Source organism: Pseudomonas sp. TWR2-1-1 (assembly GCF_049897045.1).
Taxonomy (GTDB): Bacteria; Pseudomonadota; Gammaproteobacteria; order Pseudomonadales; family Pseudomonadaceae; genus Aquipseudomonas; species Aquipseudomonas versuta.
Window position 1 is genome coordinate 519,177 of the sequence record NZ_JAFCVM010000005.1, and the last position, 16,745, is coordinate 535,921.

Annotated in this window: 18 protein-coding genes; 9 read left to right on the top strand and 9 right to left on the bottom strand. The window is 56.9% G+C overall.

Annotation, left to right across the window (positions count from 1 at the left end; translation table 11 throughout):
• Positions 1 to 30: 30 nt before the first annotated feature.
• The 3 genes from ACP7BO_RS16020 to ACP7BO_RS16030 all read left to right on the top strand — a co-directional run bounded on the left by ACP7BO_RS16020 (position 31) and on the right by ACP7BO_RS16030 (position 2,807).
• On the top strand, positions 31 to 360 hold the full coding sequence (locus ACP7BO_RS16020) for an ArsR/SmtB family transcription factor (RefSeq protein ID WP_003439303.1): 330 nt from the start codon (positions 31 to 33) through the stop codon (positions 358 to 360).
• A gap of 69 nt (positions 361 to 429) precedes the next feature.
• Positions 430 to 1,995 carry a TIGR01244 family sulfur transferase gene (locus tag ACP7BO_RS16025; RefSeq protein WP_426211375.1) on the top strand — a complete coding sequence of 522 codons (1,566 nt, stop codon included), beginning with the start codon at positions 430 to 432 and terminating at the stop codon, positions 1,993 to 1,995.
• Positions 1,996 to 2,003: 8 nt separating this feature from the next.
• On the top strand, positions 2,004 to 2,807 hold the full coding sequence (locus ACP7BO_RS16030; protein WP_397454954.1) for a sulfite exporter TauE/SafE family protein: 804 nt from the start codon (positions 2,004 to 2,006) through the stop codon (positions 2,805 to 2,807).
• 43 nt (positions 2,808 to 2,850) lie between these two features.
• Here the strand turns inward: ACP7BO_RS16030 and cueR are convergent, their stop codons facing one another.
• Together cueR and ACP7BO_RS16040 are read right to left on the bottom strand one after the other, a co-directional pair.
• Entirely contained in the window at positions 2,851 to 3,255 is a 405-nt protein-coding gene (gene cueR, locus ACP7BO_RS16035; protein WP_397454953.1) for a Cu(I)-responsive transcriptional regulator, read from the bottom strand.
• A 43-nt stretch (positions 3,256 to 3,298) separates the two neighbouring features.
• On the bottom strand, positions 3,299 to 3,679 hold the full coding sequence (locus tag ACP7BO_RS16040) for a hypothetical protein (protein ID WP_426211378.1): 381 nt from the start codon (positions 3,677 to 3,679) through the stop codon (positions 3,299 to 3,301).
• A gap of 147 nt (positions 3,680 to 3,826) precedes the next feature.
• Between ACP7BO_RS16040 and ACP7BO_RS16045 the strand changes: the two genes are divergently transcribed.
• Both ACP7BO_RS16045 and ACP7BO_RS16050 read left to right on the top strand, forming a co-directional pair.
• Positions 3,827 to 4,027 carry a heavy-metal-associated domain-containing protein gene (locus ACP7BO_RS16045; RefSeq protein WP_397454952.1) on the top strand — a complete coding sequence of 67 codons (201 nt, stop codon included), beginning with the start codon at positions 3,827 to 3,829 and terminating at the stop codon, positions 4,025 to 4,027.
• 145 nt (positions 4,028 to 4,172) lie between these two features.
• The gene (locus ACP7BO_RS16050; RefSeq protein ID WP_397454951.1) at positions 4,173 to 5,369 is read left to right on the top strand and encodes a multidrug effflux MFS transporter; all 1,197 of its coding nucleotides are present in this window, start codon (positions 4,173 to 4,175) and stop codon (positions 5,367 to 5,369) included.
• Between the two features lies 1 nt (position 5,370).
• On the opposite strand, the gene ACP7BO_RS16055 is transcribed toward ACP7BO_RS16050, so the two are convergent.
• Complete coding sequence (locus ACP7BO_RS16055) at positions 5,371 to 5,541, bottom strand: hypothetical protein (RefSeq protein WP_167344885.1); 171 nt, start codon at positions 5,539 to 5,541, stop codon at positions 5,371 to 5,373.
• A gap of 125 nt (positions 5,542 to 5,666) precedes the next feature.
• Positions 5,667 to 6,680 carry a zinc-binding alcohol dehydrogenase family protein gene (locus ACP7BO_RS16060; protein WP_426211380.1) on the bottom strand — a complete coding sequence of 338 codons (1,014 nt, stop codon included), beginning with the start codon at positions 6,678 to 6,680 and terminating at the stop codon, positions 5,667 to 5,669.
• 122 nt (positions 6,681 to 6,802) lie between these two features.
• Between ACP7BO_RS16060 and ACP7BO_RS16065 the strand changes: the two genes are divergently transcribed.
• Positions 6,803 to 7,723, top strand: coding sequence for a LysR family transcriptional regulator (locus tag ACP7BO_RS16065; RefSeq protein ID WP_426211382.1), 921 nt, complete (start codon positions 6,803 to 6,805; stop codon positions 7,721 to 7,723).
• Between the two features lie 35 nt (positions 7,724 to 7,758).
• On the opposite strand, the gene ACP7BO_RS16070 is transcribed toward ACP7BO_RS16065, so the two are convergent.
• Positions 7,759 to 8,712: an adenosine deaminase gene (locus ACP7BO_RS16070; RefSeq protein WP_060695536.1), complete on the bottom strand. Its 954-nt coding sequence runs from the start codon at positions 8,710 to 8,712 to the stop codon at positions 7,759 to 7,761.
• A gap of 222 nt (positions 8,713 to 8,934) precedes the next feature.
• Here ACP7BO_RS16070 and ACP7BO_RS16075 point away from each other — a divergent pair, with 222 nt between their 5' ends.
• Positions 8,935 to 10,020, top strand: a complete 1,086-nt coding sequence (locus ACP7BO_RS16075) for a calcium:proton antiporter (RefSeq protein ID WP_060695534.1) — start codon at positions 8,935 to 8,937, stop codon at positions 10,018 to 10,020.
• 42 nt (positions 10,021 to 10,062) lie between these two features.
• Here ACP7BO_RS16075 and ACP7BO_RS16080 read toward each other — a convergent pair whose 3' ends face one another.
• From ACP7BO_RS16080 to ACP7BO_RS16095, 4 genes are all read right to left on the bottom strand, one after another.
• Complete coding sequence (locus tag ACP7BO_RS16080; protein ID WP_073509962.1) at positions 10,063 to 10,749, bottom strand: SDR family oxidoreductase; 687 nt, start codon at positions 10,747 to 10,749, stop codon at positions 10,063 to 10,065.
• A gap of 482 nt (positions 10,750 to 11,231) precedes the next feature.
• Positions 11,232 to 11,834 carry an IMPACT family protein gene (locus tag ACP7BO_RS16085; RefSeq protein WP_426211385.1) on the bottom strand — a complete coding sequence of 201 codons (603 nt, stop codon included), beginning with the start codon at positions 11,832 to 11,834 and terminating at the stop codon, positions 11,232 to 11,234.
• Between the two features lie 13 nt (positions 11,835 to 11,847).
• Positions 11,848 to 12,498, bottom strand: a complete 651-nt coding sequence (locus ACP7BO_RS16090) for a TetR/AcrR family transcriptional regulator (RefSeq protein ID WP_426211387.1) — start codon at positions 12,496 to 12,498, stop codon at positions 11,848 to 11,850.
• A 47-nt stretch (positions 12,499 to 12,545) separates the two neighbouring features.
• Positions 12,546 to 13,466, bottom strand: a complete 921-nt coding sequence (locus ACP7BO_RS16095; protein ID WP_060695527.1) for a LysR family transcriptional regulator — start codon at positions 13,464 to 13,466, stop codon at positions 12,546 to 12,548.
• Between the two features lie 123 nt (positions 13,467 to 13,589).
• Here ACP7BO_RS16095 and ACP7BO_RS16100 point away from each other — a divergent pair, with 123 nt between their 5' ends.
• Together ACP7BO_RS16100 and ACP7BO_RS16105 are read left to right on the top strand one after the other, a co-directional pair.
• Positions 13,590 to 14,939: an aspartate aminotransferase family protein gene (locus ACP7BO_RS16100; RefSeq protein WP_426211390.1), complete on the top strand. Its 1,350-nt coding sequence runs from the start codon at positions 13,590 to 13,592 to the stop codon at positions 14,937 to 14,939.
• Between the two features lie 85 nt (positions 14,940 to 15,024).
• A complete protein-coding gene (locus tag ACP7BO_RS16105) occupies positions 15,025 to 16,518 on the top strand; it encodes a CoA-acylating methylmalonate-semialdehyde dehydrogenase (protein ID WP_426211392.1) in 1,494 nt (497 codons plus the stop codon).
• Positions 16,519 to 16,745 lie beyond the last annotated feature (227 nt).

Genomic DNA, 16,745 nt, shown 5'->3' on the forward strand with positions numbered 1-16,745 from the left:
ACTGTCGATCATCATGTACCGGAGCTTTCCATGTCTGCTCAGCTAACCAGCGAAGAAATCGGGCTTCTGCGCGACTCCGCTTCCAAAGCCTGCACCTTGCTCAAAGCCCTGGCCAACGAAGACAGGCTGCTGTTGCTTTGCCAGCTGACCCAAGGCGAACGCAATGTCGGCGAGCTTGAGGCCCTTACAGGCATCAGGCAGCCCACGCTGTCGCAACAGCTGGGTGTGTTGCGCGATGAAGGCATGGTCAACACCCGCAGGATGGGGAAGTACATTTTCTATTCGCTCGCCAGCTTTGAAGTGGTTTCTGTGATGCAAACCCTGTCAGGTTTGTACTGCGGGCAAGCGCTTAAAAAGTGACGGCTACTCATCTGCCAGCGTTCACCACCCGACCTGGTTCATTCATTTTTGTTGTGCCTGGAGTGCTCAATGGAGCAAATCATCAAGCGAATCGACGCGTCATTTTCTGTGACAGGTCAGATCGAGCAGTCTGATCTCCAAACCTTGGCCGCGCAGGGGTTTGGCAGTGTGATCTGCAACCGCCCCGATCATGAAGGCGGGCCAGAACAACCTGACCATGAGGCTATGCAGCAAGCCGCCCAAGCGCTGGGCCTGAGCTTCGCCTACCTGCCGGTGCTGACCACGGGTGCAACACCCAAGCAAGTGCAGCAGTTGCAGCACTTGCTTGGCGAGCTGCCAAAGCCTGTTCTGGCGTACTGCCGAACGGGTAACCGGTCCTCCAGGCTCTATGAAGCGGCAACGCAGGGCACCCGTGAAATCAAGCAGTACGACGTTGTGGTGGTGGGTGGCGGCTCGGCCGGTATTTCGGTGACGGCAAGCCTGTTGAAGCGCGACTCGTCGCTGCGTGTCGCGGTGATCGAGCCCAATGCCGAACACTATTATCAGCCTGCGTGGACCCTGGTCGGTGGCGGTGCCTACGACGTCAAAGACACGGTTCGCCCCACTGCCAAAGTGATGCCCAAAGGGGCGGTGTGGATTAAAGCGTCACTCAGCGCTTTTGCCCCGCAGCGCAAGGTAGTGTTGCTCAGTGATGGCTCTGAACTGGGCTATCAGCAGTTGATCGTGTGCCCCGGGCTGCAATTGGCCTGGGAGAACATCGAGGGGCTGGAAGAGACCCTGGGCAAAAACGCTGTCACGTCCAACTATCGCCACGACCTGGCGCCCTACACGTGGGAACTGGTGCGTTCTTTGCGTGGCGGTACAGCGTTGTTCACACAGCCGGGAATGCCGATCAAGTGTGCCGGTGCTCCGCAAAAGGCCATGTACCTGTCCTGCGATTATTGGCGTAAACAAGGGGTGCTGGATTCGATTGCAGTGCAATTCAACCTGGCAGGGGCAGTACTGTTCGGCGTTCCGGCGTTTGTCCCGCCGCTGAAGAAATACGTTGAAGCCTACAACGCCCGGTTGGCCTTTCAGTCCACTCTGGTCAAGGTCGATGGCCCGAACAAAACTGCCTGGTTTGATGTGACAGGCGCAGACGGCAGCGTGACGCGGGTTGAGAAAACGTTCGACATGCTGCATGTGGTACCACCGCAACAGGCGCCCGATGTAATCCGCCGCAGTGAACTGGCGGATAAAGCCGGCTGGTTTGATACCGACCCGGCGACCCTGCAGCATCCGCGCTATCCCGAGATATTCGCCCTTGGCGATGTATGCGGCACATCCAATGCCAAGACGGCTGCGGCAGCCCGCAAGCAGGTCGTGGTGGTGGCCGAAAATCTGCTCGCTTTGCGCAACGGGGCCGTGTTGCCCAAGCGCTACGATGGTTACGGTTCCTGCCCGCTGACGGTGGAAAACGGCAAAGTGATCCTGGCCGAGTTCGGTTATGGCGGCAAACTGCTGCCGACCTTTGCGTTGGACCCGACCGTGGCGCGCAAGTCGGCCTGGTTGCTCAAGGCGACGCTACTCCCCTGGTTTTACTGGAACGGCATGCTCAAAGGACGCGAGTGGTTCACTGACTGCAAGCCGGACTGAGCGAGATTATGTTGATCATCGTATTGGGTGTACTGGTGGGCTTGTTGCTCGGGCTGACGGGAGCAGGCGGAGGTATTCTGGCCATCCCGGCCCTGACGCTGGGCCTGGGCTGGTCGTTGGTCGAGGCGACACCGGTAGCGCTGCTGGCCGTGGGTATCGCTGCGGCAGTCGGCGCGCTCGACGGTTTGCGCAAGGGGCTGGTGCGTTACAAGGCTGCCGGGCTGATGGCGAGTGCCGGCTGGCTGGCATCCCCGCTCGGACTTCACCTGGCCAAGCTGCTGCCGGGTTCTGCGCTGATGGCGATGTTTGGTTGTGTGATGGTGTTCGTCAGTGGACGCATGTTCATGCAGGCCAGGCCTGAATGCAGACACGCTGTAGAGGCTGCCCATGACAAGAACTGCCGGGTTAACCCATCCACCGGCCGTCTGGAGTGGGACGCAAAGTGTTCCACCACCCTGGCCTCGATTGGCGCGGTGTCAGGCTTGCTCACCGGGTTGCTGGGGGTGGGCGGTGGCTTCTTGATCGTCCCGGCCTTTCGCAAGTTCAGCGATGTGCCGATGCACGGCATTGTCGCTACATCGCTGATGGTGGTGGCACTGGTGTCATTGGGCACCGTGGGGCATCTGCTGTATCAGGGCTTCAGTCTTTCGGGCGAGGCGGTGCTGTTTATCGGCGCGACCCTTGGCGGGATGATCGCCGGGCGTGTGATTGCACCGAAGGTCTCCGAACGCCTGCTGCAGCAAGGGTTCGCAGTGCTGTGCGCCGTAGTCAGCGTGATGATGATCGGCAAAGTGCTGATGACGGTGTTTTGAGCCCTACATGACTGCTGCTAGCTAGCGACGGCGCGGGCTTTTTTCAGTGAGTACAACAGGGCCCGGACTCCAGATCCTTGAGGATCGGGCAATCGGGACGGTGGTCGCCCTGACAGCTTTGCACCAGCTCATGCAAGGTGTCGCGCAGGCCGGTGAGTTCGCGAATTTTTTGATTCAGCTCTTCAATATGCTGGCGGGCCAGCGCTTTAACATCGCCGCTGGCGCGCTGGCGGTCTTGCCACAGGGTCAGCAGTTTGCCGACTTCATCCAGTGAAAACCCCAGGTCCCGCGAACGTTTGATAAACGCCAGTGTGTGCAGGTCGTCGTCGCTGTAAAGGCGGTAGCCGCTGTCGCTGCGGTTGGCGGGCTTGAGCAGCCCGATGGACTCGTAATAACGAATCATCTTGGCACTCAAGCCACTGCGCCTTGCAGCCTGACCGATATTCATGACAGTCGCCTCATTACTCAAGATCCTCGGGTGTGCACCGCAATCAATATTCCAGCCTGGCGGGTTTGAGGTACATGCCGTCTTTACCCAATGCGATGAGGTATTTGCGTACATCCCCGGCCTTTAAAGAGAATTGTTGGGCCGGCGGCACCAGCATGCCCGGCAAGCAGCCAGGCGCCTGGCCGGGTAAAAGCTTGAGGCGGATGCCGACAGTCGCCGGTGGCAAATTGAACGCCAGGGTTTGTTCCTGAAACAATCGCCCGGCCAACTGGTCATCTATATACACGCCGACTTCGCAATTGGTCGGCACTTCAAGGCGCTCACGGGAGATGATCAGAACGCCGTAATCCTGATCGGCATTCGCCCACAGCGGCAAACTGGCAAGAGCTAAAAGGCTGACTAGGCTCAGAGCGGACCAGCGCATGGCTAAGTATCCTGTGTTAAATCGCATGGCTTGCAGCTTGGCCGAGCAGGGGGCAGATTGCCAGCGCGCGATAGCAACAAGGGGGCTTGACCTTGCCATGGTGGGAAGGTGAAAGCTGCAGGTATCTCAAACCAAGGAGCAATCATCGTGCAAACATTCAAAGTAGACGGAATGACCTGTGGTGGCTGTGTACGCAGTGTGACCAACGCGGTCCAGCGAATTGACCCCAACTCGAACGTCGAGGTCGATCTGGACACCCATATCGTCAAGGTCGAGAGCAAATTGTCTTCACTGGAAATTATCGACGCGATCACCAATGCCGGCTTCGCAGCGCGTACCGCCCATTAAGTCCGATATGTTGCAGGAGCGGGCTCGCCGCTGAAGGTTTCAGCCCTGACTGATTTATTAGTTAGCTGGCTATCGTCGTGTTCAAGTTCTGTAACCACGGCTAGACTATCGGGCTGCGCTAACCGCAGCTCGATTTGGATACCCGATGAACTTTAGAACAATCTTGATTCTAGGCGCCTTGAGTGCCTTCGGTCCTTTGGCGATCGACTTCTATCTGCCGGGGTTTCCGGCGATGGCACAGGCTTTTGCCACAGATGAAAAACACATCCAGTTAACGCTGGCGGTTTACTTTTTGGGCTTGTCCATCGGCCAACTGGCCTATGGGCCCATCGCTGACCGTTTTGGTCGACGCATACCGCTGCTGGTGGGCGTCGGCCTGTTCACCGCCGCATCCCTGGCCTGTGCATTTGCCCCCACCCTGGAATGGTTGATTGGTGCCCGGTTCATCCAGGCGCTTGGCGGTTGCGCGGGCATGGTGCTGTCGCGGGCGATTGTCAGCGATAAATGCGACGCGGTGGGTTCGGCCAAGGTGTTTTCGCAACTGATGCTGGTGATGGGGCTGGCACCGATTCTGGCGCCGATGCTCGGTGGCTTGCTGGTGAATCTGCACGGCTGGCAGTCGATCTTTATCGTGTTGACAGTGTTCAGTGCTCTGGCAGCCCTGGCCGTGGCGCTGGGCTTGCCGGAAAGCCTGCCCGCCAATGTGCCGCGCCAGCCTTTGTCGGGTGCCCTGCGTCAATATGGACGCCTGCTCAAGGACCGCGAATTTCTGGGGCATGCGCTCACCGGCGGGATCGCAATGGCCGGTATGTTTGCCTACATCGCGGGTTCACCTTTCGTATTTATCAAACTCTACGGCGTACCTGCCGAGCATTACGGCTGGCTGTTTGGCAGCAACGCCGCAGGCTTTATTTTGGTGGCGCAGGTCAATGCCCGTTTGCTGGCCAAACGCGGGCCGGCCTTTTTGCTGGCGCGAACGGTGTGGGTCTATCTGGCAGCAGGTCTGGTGTTGCTGGGGATCAGTGCACTGCACACGGCGCAACTGTGGCCGTTGCTGATCCCGTTGTTTATCTGTATTGCCAGCCTGGGCTGCATCATCCCCAATGCGTCTGCCTGCGCCATGAGCGGGCAGGGCGCGCGGGCCGGTAGCGCTTCGGCGATGCTGGGTTGCTTGCAGTTCAGTGTGGCCGCAGCGGCCGCTTCACTGGTCGGTGTGTTGCACGATGGCACGGCGATGCCAATGGCGATGGTTATCACCTTGTGCGGGATCCTGGCGGTGGCAATCGGGATGGCGACCCGGCGTGTCTACAACGCACGGATCGCTGCTGAGGAGCCGGTCTGAATCAGCCCGCCAAGCGTGCGGGCAGTGTGTGAGGGGCTTGCAGGCGGGACTGCAGTTTGTCCACAAAGGCGCGGGCTTCGGCTTCGCTGCGGAAATTAACGGCCTGGCGGTCAAGTTGAACCTGCCATTGGCAGTCTTGGGATCTTGCTAACGCAGTGATCAGGATTTTCATTACCGGCCTCCTTTGGTTCGCAAAGGAGGCCAGTGTAAGCCCCCACTCCCCGGTGAAACATGTCAGGGATCAAGTCTCTGACTGACGGTTAAAACCTGGCTGTTTCGCACCGGTGCCGGGTTTGATCAGAACCCTTCGAGCACAATCTTGCCTTTGGACTGACCGCTTTCCAGCAGCGTATGGGCGCGTCGCAGGTTGGCCGCATTGATAGTGCCGAAGTGCTCGCCCACGGTGGTGCGCAATGTGCCGGCGTCGATCAGTTCGGCGACACGATTGAGCAGATGATGTTGCTCGATCATGTCCGGGGTTTCGAACAGCGAACGGGTGTACATGAACTCCCAGTGCAGCGACAGGCTCTTGCGCTTGAGTTTGGTAATGTCGAGGGCCTTGGGGTCGTCGATCAGTGCCAGCTTGCCCTGGGGCGCCAGGGCTTCGACCAGTTGATCCAGATGCTGATCGGTCTGGGTCAGGCTGGCGACGTGGGTCACGGAGTCGATGCCCTGGCGCTTGAGTTCTTCGCTCAGCGGCTGGCGGTGATCGACAATGATGTGCGCACCCAATTCGCGCACCCAGGCTTGGGTCTCAGGGCGCGAAGCGCTACCAATCACCTTGAGGGCCGTGAGCTGGCTGGCCAGTTGAGTCAGGATCGAGCCGACCCCTCCGGCCGCACCGACGATTAACAGGCTCTGTTGTTCGTCGACCTGGTTCTCGTTAATACCAAGCCGTTCAAACAACAGTTCCCAGGCGGTGATTGCGGTCAGTGGCAGCGCTGCGGCTTCGGCGAAACCGAGGCTCTTGGGCATGTGCCCGACGATCCGCTCATCCACCACATGGCGCTCGCTATTGGCCCCGGCGCGGGCGATGGAACCGGCATAAAACACTTTGTCGCCAACCTTGAACAGGCTCACGTCACTACCGACCGCCTTGACCACACCCGCCACATCCCAACCCAGGACTTTGGCTGCGCCGGCTTCAGGCTGTACGTTTTGACGGACCTTGGTGTCCACCGGGTTCACGGAAATGGCCTTGACCTCAACCAGTAAGTCACGAGGGCCGGCCACTGGCTCGGGCAATTCAATGTCTTGCAGGGCCAGTGGGTCTTGCACCGGTAGCGACTGGTAATAGGCGATAGCTTTCATGGGACAAGTCCTGAAGGAGGGTAAGAAAGTGAGGTCATGATTAGCTATTTCGCTGGATGATAAAACCGGCTAAAACAGCAGTCTCTTTCAATATTTTTTTGATAATCGGCGGATAAATTTGAATGCTGCGCTTCGATGACCTGCAACTGTTTGTTCGTGCCGCCGACCTGGGCAGTTTGTCGGCAGCTGCGCGAGTGATGGACATGTCACCCGCGGTTGCCAGTGCGGCACTCAAACGCATAGAGGCACAGCTGGGTACGCGGTTGCTGGCCCGCTCGACCCGCAGTTTGCGGCTGACAGCAGAGGGTGATGGCTTTCTCGAGTATGCGCGTACGGCATTAAGCAGTCTGGATGAAGGGCGGCGGCTGTTGGCTCGTGGGCAAGATCAGGTCAGTGGGGTGCTGCAACTGTCGGCCCCTTCTGACTTCGGGCGTAATTTACTGCTGCCCTGGCTGGATGAGTTTCAGCGTGAGCACCCGGGGCTCACGGTGCGCCTGTTACTGGGAGACCGTATTGCCGACCTTTTTCGTCAGCCGGTTGATATTGCCTTGCGTTACGGTGAGCCAGAGGATTCCAGCCTGGTGGCCTTGCCGGTGGCGGCAGACAATCGCCGAGTGCTGTGCGCGTCCCCTGATTACCTGATGCGCCACCCGGCGCCCCGTCATCTTGAACAGCTGTTGCAACACAATTGCCTGCTGTACATGCTCGGCACGCGGGTCCACGACTATTGGCAATTCAATGACGGCAAGCGTGAGCTCGGGTTGACGGTGGCTGGCGACCGGTTCAGTGATGATGCCGATGTGGTGCGTTTGTGGGCGTTGGCCGGGGCTGGGATTGCCTACAAGTCCTGGCTGGACGTGGCGGGGGATGTGATTGCAGGGCGGCTTAAGGTGCTGTTGCCCGAGCTGACCTGTGAGCGGGCACCCTTGAATCTGCTGTGCGGCCATCGTGCGCAATTGAGCAAGCCGGTGAAGTTATTGCGCGACATGCTTGTTGAGCGGTGCGAGGTGCTGGCGCGTGGCCGAGACAGCGTTGGGGCCTGACTGTGGGAGCCGGCAAGCCCGCTCCCACAAGAGGTTTACGGCTTGATCAACCGCGCATCCAGGCTGTTTTGCGCCAGACGCTTGGCCTGATCCTGGGTCATGCCCAGATCGGTGTACAGGGCATGGAAGTTTTCGGTCATGTAACCGCCGAAATAGGCCGGGTCATCCGAATTGACAGTGACCTTCACGCCGCGCTCAAGCATGTCGAGAATATTGTGCTGCGACATGTGATCAAACACACAGAGTTTGGTATTCGAGAGCGGGCATACGGTCAGCGGAATTTGCTCGTCGATGATGCGCTGCATCAGACGCTCGTCTTCAATCGCCCGTACACCATGGTCGATACGCTGAATTTTCAGCAGGTCGAGCGCTTCCCAGATGTACTCCGGCGGGCCTTCTTCGCCGGCGTGGGCAACGGTCAGAAAACCTTCGTGACGGGCGCGATCAAAGACTCGCTGGAACTTGCTCGGCGGGTGGCCCATTTCTGAGCTGTCCAGGCCTACGGCGACAAATGCTTCGCGAAATGGCAATGCCTGGTCGAGGGTTTTTTCGGCCTCGTCTTCGCTCAAGTGGCGCAGAAAGCTCAGGATCAGACCGCTGGTGATCCCCAGCTGCTGCTCGCCGTCTTTGAGAGCACTGGCGATGCCATTGAGCACCACTTCGAAGGGGATCCCTCGGTCTGTATGGGTTTGCGGGTCGAAGAAGGGCTCGGTATGAATCACATTCTGCGCCTTGCAACGCAGCAGGTACGCCCAGGTCAGGTCGTAGAAATCCTGGGAAGTGCGCAGTACGTCGGCACCCTTGTAATACAGGTCGAGGAATTCTTGCAGGTTGTTGAAGGCATACGCTTTGCGCAAGGTTTCAACGTCGTTCCAGGGCAAGGCGATCTTGTTGCGCTCGGCCAGAGCGAACAGCAATTCGGGCTCCAGAGATCCCTCAAGGTGCATGTGCAGTTCAGCTTTTGGCAGGGCGTTCAGCCAGTCGTACATAAAAAGTTTTCTCATTAAATCAGGTGCAGATCGCAGCATTCTACAGGGGTGCTGCTACACATTTGGTAAAACCCGACCAAGCTATTTGTCGCAGCGTACCTGGCGCCAGGGCTGACAGAGCTTGGTGCGCTTGTCTGTGAACTAACATGTAACGAAACGTTAGCAGGTTGCTGAAGTCTGTAACCCATCAACGTGTATTTGTTCCCTGGCGAAAGGTTCGCAATGCTGACTCTATTGAAAGACGAAAAACTGTTGTTGCTGGCGATTGTGATGGTGGCGGTGGCTTACCCGCTGGAGCATTGGCTCCTGAGCAACGGCCAGATTACGGCCCTGATTGCAGGGGTTGTGCTGGTTGCGGCGATTGTTTGTGCCTCGATGCGCGTGGCTCATCACGCTGAGGTGCTGGCAGAAAAAGTCGGTGATCCCTATGGCACGATGATCCTTACGTTGTCCGCCGTGCTGGTTGAGGTGGTCATCCTGGCCATCATGATGAGCAACGAAGCATCACCGACCCTGGTGCGTGACACGATTTATTCCGCGGTCATGCTCGACATCAACGGCATTCTGGGTCTGGCAGCACTGATGGGCGGGATCAAGCATGGCGAACAGCCGTACAACGATGATTCAGCCCGCACCTACACCGTGATGATTATGACGGCCATGGGGGTGTCCATGGTGGTGCCCGAATTTATCCCCGAAGCAGACTGGAAAATTTATTCGGCCTTCACCATTGGTGCGATGGTGTTGCTCTATACCGTGTTTTTACGGATGCAGGTGGGGCCACACAGTTACTTCTTCAGCTACAGCTACCCGGAAAAGAAACGCCGCAAAAACGAGCCGCAAGCAGAGCCGGCCAACCTCAAGCTGTCCGTTACCGTGCTGGCACTGGGGGTTATCGTGATCGGTGCGTTGGCGGAGGTGATGTCCAAAACCCTGGACCTTGGTCTTGAGGGCACGGGGGCGCCGCCGGTGATCACGGCGATTCTGGTGGCCGCCATTTCGGCTGCGCCGGAAATCCTCACTGCCTTGCGTGCAGCATTGGCCAATCGCATGCAGTCGGTGGTTAACGTCGCGTTGGGCGCGTCACTGTCGACCGTGATTCTGACAGTACCCGTGATGGAGGGAATGGCACTGTATACCGGTCAGCCGTTTCAGATGGCCATGACTCCGGTGCAGACGGTAATGGTGCTGATTACCCTGGTGATTTGCGCAATCAACCTCAATGACGGCGAGACCAATGCCATTGAGGGCATGACGCATTTCGTGCTGTTTGCGACGTTCATCATGCTCTCGTTGTTGGGGCTTTAACCGAAGCTGAGCCAATCCCGTCGGGAAGGGCTCAGCTGTTTGTTACCAGGGAATGGTCTGCCCCTGATAGTCGATGAAGTGATGGCCACCTTTACCGGCGTACGCTTTGACTTGCTCCACCAGGCCCCGGGTGCTGGTTTCGACATCAATCTGGGCATCTTCACCGCCCATGTCGGTTTTCACCCAGCCCGGATGCATGGAGAGCACAGTGGGATTGTTGTCACCCAGCTCATGATGCACAAAGGTGTTGGTCATGGAGTTGAGCGCCGCCTTACTGGCTTTGTAGAGCGCCAATTCAGGTGCGTCCGGTACAGCAATGCTGCCCAGCACAGAACTCATGAATGCCAGCACGCCGCTGTCTTTACGGATTTTGCTGACAAACTCTTTCGCCAGATTAATCGGCGCCACGCTGTTGGTATAAAACAGCTGACCCACCTCAGCCAGCGTCGCGTTACCTGACCATTGATCATCCGGGCCTTTGATACCAGCATTGATGAACAACAGGTCAAAGACCTGGTTGTTCAATGTGTTGCTCAATGCCTTGATGGCCTGGTAGTTATCCATGTCCAGTTGCTCAATGTTTACCTGGCCCAGTGATTTCAAGGCCTGGGCTTTCTGGAGATCACGCACGGTGGCAGTAACTTTCCAGCCGTCCTTGAGCAACTCTTTAACCAGACCCAGACCCAATCCGCGTGAGGCTCCGATAATCAGTGCATGTTTTGCTGTCATGAGTAACGTCCTTCCAAAGCTAAAGGGAATTCACCGTAGGGGTTTTTACCCCATCGTTGTGCGGGTGCCCAGCCTCGGGGTTTGAACGGACACTATTTTTCAGGCCCGGCAGTGTTTGAGTACGCGTTGAGGCAGGGTGCACTTTGCACTGGATTGGTTAAAAAACGTACAAATGTAAGCAGGCGTTACAGGGACTGAATCGGCGAGGTATTTACACGGGTTATCCACAGGTTGTTCCACAGTTACTGTGTGCAACTTCGATGCAGAGATATAAGCACTGGGCTGCTTTGTTCTAACCGCGATAACCTCCGCTAAATAATTGTTTTTAAACAAATTTAGCTGAGCATGAGAAAAACTGATCAAAAAATGTACAAAGCGGTGTGATGCCCGTGGCATAAGGGCTACAGCTGTATGTACTCAGGTTATCCACAGCTGGGTACACAGTGACTGTGGGCAAGTATGGGTGTGTGGATAGAACGCTTTTACTTCGCCGTGGCGGGATCGTTTCTGTGCAACAAAATCCTGCCGCGACTGATATCGGCCAGTTGCTGCTGCAGGGGGGCTATCTGTTCTTCGGCCAGTGCCAAGTGCAGGTCAACCCCATTGCCGGTGAAGCTCTCATTGATAAGTAAACCGCCTGAGTCGGCTAACCGCAGTTTAATCAGTGCCAGCTCGCCGAAGCTGCAGGAGCAGTACAGCGCTACACGGCTAACCAGCGGCAGTTTTTCTGCGCCTTGCAGGCATTTGTTGGCGCCCCCGCCATATGCCCGAGCCAGGCCGCCGGTCCCTAACTGGATGCCGCCATACCAGCGGATTACCAGCACCACGACCTGATCGCAGTCCTGGGCCTCAATAGCTGACAGTATCGGCCGGCCAGCGGTACCGCCGGGTTCGCCATCGTCACTGCTGCGATATTGATCACCGTGTTTCCAGGCCCAGCAATTGTGGGAGGCGTTCAGGTCGCTGTGCAGCTCGATAAAGTCCTGTGCCTGTCGGGCGTTGGTGATGGGTGCGGCAAGCGTGATAAAGCGGCTTTTTCGGATTTCTTCGCGGTATTCGCAAAGATCCACCAGGGTCGAAGGCATGTCGGTTCCGGACTTAGACTGTGGGCGTCAGGCCGCAGCCTTTGAGGATGATACGGATCAGGTTGTCGCTGGCGTCTTGCATGTCTTGCCTGGTCAAGCGCGACCGCCCCGATACGCGGCAGATTTGTGTCGCGAAATCGGCGTAATGCTGGGTACTGCCCCACAACAGGAAGATCAGGTGTACAGGGTCGACCGGGTCCATCTTTCCGGCATCGATCCAGGCTTGAAACACGGCAGCGCGGCCTTGGAACCAGGTGCGGTAGTCCTGGGTGAAGTATTCGGTCAGGCAGGCGCCACCGCTGATGATTTCCATTGCAAATACACGCGAAGCCTCGGGTTGGCGGCGTGAGAACTCCATCTTGGCCCGGATGTAACTGCTGAGTGCTTGAGCCGGATCATCTTCGGCGCTCAGGCTATTGAAGGTGCTGTCCCATAACTCGATGATATTGCTCAAAACCGCAATATAGAGCCCCAGCTTGTTGGTGAAGTAGTAGTGCAGGTTGGCTTTTGGCAGGCCTGCTTTGAGCGCAATGGCGTTCATGCTGGTGCCTTTGAACCCGTGACGGGCAAACTCATCCTCCGCGGCCTTGAGAATGATCTCTTCGTTTTGTTGACGAATACGGCCGGCCGGTTTGCCATCGTGGGCGGGGATTTCAAAGGTCATGGGTTTTCCAGAGCAATCTTTGTAGGGATATTCAATGCACTTTCACGTTAGCGCGTCGCTTCGAGGCTCTCAAGGAAACTTTCCAGCACCAGATGCGGGCGTCGACCTTTGCGGGTGACGGAGGCCAGGCTCAAGTCATAGAACCGCGTGTTGGCTTTCAGGGCCCGAAGGCGGCCTTGTTGAACCCACAGGCTGGCGTAGTGATCGGGCAAATAACCGATGTAGCGCCCGGTCAGAATCAAAAAGGCCATGCCTTCGCGATCTGAAGCGCTGGCGGTGCAGTTAAGTGCCTGGTAGTGCGCCTGAATCTCGGACGGCAGGCGGAAAGTCGGGGCAATTGCATCCTGTTCGTTGAGTCGCTGGTCGGCCAGTTGCCGATCATCAACATAAAACAACGGGTGGCCCACAGCGCAATAGAGCAGTGAGCGCTCGCTGTACAGCGGTTGGTATTCAAGCCCGGACAGTGCACTGGCCTGGGGTACGACACCTACATGCAAGCGACCATCCAGCACACCTTGCTCGACTTCATTGGGGGCGATCATTCGAATGTGAATTTGTACGTCGGGCCCGCGCTCCTTGAGTTGGGACAGGGCATGGGTGATCCGCATGTGGGGCAGGGTGACCAGGTTGTCGGTCAGCCCGATTGTCAGCTCACCGCGCAGGTGCTGATGCAGGCCGTTGACCTCGGTACGAAAGCTTTCGAGTGCACCCAGCAACTGTAGCGATGACTGATAAACCTCACGGCCTTCTTCTGTCAGAGAAAACCCCGCTCGCCCACGCTGACACAGGCGTAAACCCAAGCGCTGTTCCAGATCGCTCATCTGCTGGCTGATGGCCGAGCGGCCGATCCCGAGCACGGTTTCGGCCGCAGAAAAGCCTCCGCATTCCACGACACTGCGAAAAATGCGCAGCAAGCGAATATCAAAGTCGCTGACTTGGGCCAGTGCATCAGGGCGACGGCTGCTCATAGTTTAGTAAATGCCTAACTAAAGGTTAGAAGAGTTGGATTTCACCGACTTTATAGCCATGGCAATTTAGCTGCAACAACGCTTTCAATCCCACGCCGCTTTCTGCTTTGCGAGGTTTTGCACATGAACATGCCCGAAAATGCCGAAATTACAGTGACGAGCCAGCTCAAGCTGGATGCTCACTGGATGCCTTACACCGCTAACCGTAACTTCCATCGTGACCCGCGCTTTATCGTTGGGGCCAAAGGGAGCTATCTGACGGACGATAAGGGTCGGCAAATTTACGATTCGCTGTCAGGTCTGTGGACCTGTGGCGCAGGGCATACCCGCAAGGAAATTCAGGAGGCGGTTTCAAAGCAGTTGGGCACCCTCGATTACTCGCCGGCATTCCAGTACGGGCATCCACTGTCGTTCCAGTTGGCTGAAAAGATTACCGAGTTGACGCCAGGCAACCTGAATCACGTGTTCTTCACTGACTCGGGTTCGGAGTGTGCGGACACCGCAGTGAAAATGGTCCGTGCTTACTGGCGTTTGAAAGGCCAGTCGACCAAAACCAAGATGATTGGGCGTGCCCGTGGTTATCACGGGGTGAACATTGCCGGTACCAGCCTGGGCGGTGTGAACGGCAACCGTAAGATGTTTGGTCAGGCGATGATGGATGTCGATCATTTGCCACACACATTGCTGGCAAGTAACGCGTTCTCTCGCGGTATGCCTGAACTGGGCGGTATTGCCTTGGCCGATGAGCTGCTCAAGCTGATCGAACTGCATGATGCATCGAACATTGCGGCCGTGTTTGTGGAGCCGATGGCAGGATCTGCCGGTGTACTGGTACCGCCGCAGGGTTATCTGAAACGTCTGCGTGAAATCTGCGATCAGCACAACATCTTGCTGGTCTTTGATGAGGTCATTACCGGGTTTGGTCGCACAGGTTCCATGTTTGGTGCTGACAGCTTCGGTGTAACGCCAGACTTGATGTGTATTGCCAAGCAGGTCACTAACGGCGCGATCCCGATGGGGGCAGTGATTGCCAGCAGCGAGATTTATCAGACGTTCATGAATCAACCGACGCCGGAGTACGCAGTTGAATTCCCGCACGGCTATACCTATTCGGCTCACCCGGTGGCTTGTGCTGCGGGGCTGGCGGCCCTGGATCTTTTGCAAAAAGAAAACCTGGTGCAGAGCGTGACCGAAGTCGCCCCGCACTTCGAAAATGCGTTACATGGCCTGAAGGGCGTGAAAAACATCATCGACATCCGCAACTACGGCCTGGCCGGTGCGATTCAGATTGCTCCGCGTGATGGCGATGCGATTGTGCGGCCGTTTGATGCGGCGATGAAGCTGTGGAAAGCAGGCTTCTACGTGCGCTACGGCGGTGACACTTTGCAGTTCGGGCCAACCTTCAACAGCAAGCCGCAGGACCTGGATCGTCTGTTCGATGCGGTCGGTGAAGCGCTTAATCAGATCGACTGATTTCTTCTATCTATATAGAAGAGGCATTTTTGAATTTTGACAGGCGCGCAGTATTCGCGCCTGTGGACAACTTTTTGGAGCTCCAATGAGCACGATTCAACATTTGATCAATGGCGAGATGGTGAGTGATTCTGGCCGTACTGCCGATGTGTACAACCCGTCGACCGGTAAAGTGATTCACCAGGTACCACTGGCCAGTCGCGAGACTATTCAAAAAGCTATTGATGCGGCGAAGGCAGCCTTCCCTGTATGGCGCAATACACCACCGGCCAAGCGCGCTCAGGTGATGTTCCGTTTCAAGCAATTGCTGGAACAGAACGAAGCACGTATTTCGCAGTTGATCAGCGAAGAGCATGGCAAGACTCTGGAAGACGCAGCCGGTGAGTTGAAGCGCGGGATTGAGAACGTCGAGTACGCGTGTTCAGCGCCTGAAATCTTGAAAGGCGAGTACAGCCGCAACGTAGGACCGAACATTGATGCCTGGTCGGACTTCCAGCCGTTGGGCGTAGTTGCAGGCATTACGCCTTTCAACTTTCCGGCCATGGTTCCGCTGTGGATGTACCCGCTGGCCATTGTGTGCGGTAACTGTTTCATCCTGAAGCCGTCGGAACGTGATCCAAGCTCGACGCTGTTGATTGCCCAGTTGTTGCAGGAAGCCGGTCTGCCCAAAGGCGTGATGAACGTGGTTCATGGCGACAAGACTGCTGTGGATGCCCTGATTGAAGCGCCAGAAGTGAAGGCCTTGAGCTTTGTGGGATCTACGCCGATTGCGGAATATATCTATGCAGAGGGTACAAAGCGCGGCAAGCGTGTCCAGGCGTTGGGCGGAGCCAAGAACCATGCGGTAGTGATGCCGGATGCGGATCTGGATAACGCCGTCAGTGCCTTGATGGGTGCAGCCTATGGTTCTTGCGGCGAGCGTTGCATGGCGATTTCGGTTGCGGTGTGTGTAGGCGATCAAGTGGCCGATGCACTGGTGGCCAAGTTGGTTCCGCAAATCAAGGCACTGAAAATTGGCGCAGGGACTTCGTGCGGTCTGGATATGGGGCCTCTGGTTTCTGGTCAGGCGCGGGACAAGGTCAGCGGCTATGTTCAGGACGGTGTAGCGGCAGGTGCCGAGCTGGTGGTTGATGGTCGCGGGTTGAGCGTCAAGGATCATGAAGACGGCTTCTTCCTTGGGGGGTGCCTGTTTGATCGCGTGACCCCTGAGATGCGTATCTATAAAGAAGAGATTTTTGGTCCAGTGCTGTGCATCGTTCGGGTTAATAGCCTGGAAGCGGCAATGCAACTGATCAACGATCATGAATATGGCAACGGTACGTGCATCTTTACGCGTGATGGTGAAGCTGCGCGATTGTTTTGCGATGAAATTGAAGTGGGGATGGTGGGCGTTAACGTTCCGCTGCCTGTGCCTGTGGCGTACCACAGTTTTGGTGGCTGGAAGCGCTCGCTGTTTGGCGACCTGCATGCGTATGGGCCGGATGGTGTGCGCTTTTACACGCGCCGCAAGGCAATCACTCAGCGCTGGCCGCAACGTGCCAGCCATGAGGCGTCGCAGTTTGCATTTCCGAGTCTGTAAGGTTCGCGAGAGCGTTATATAGAAGAAGAGAGGCCAGCCGTTAGGCTGGCCTCTGCTTTTGGGGGTGTTGGAGGCAATATGACAGTAATGTGAAATTAGTCCTTGACCCAAAATTCTAACGGCCTATAATTCGCCCACTTCCGGCGCAGTCGAAACGGAAAACTCCTTGAGTTTCAATGAGTTGGATGGTTATTCGGCAGTGTCAGCTTCAAGTCATCGAAGCAGGA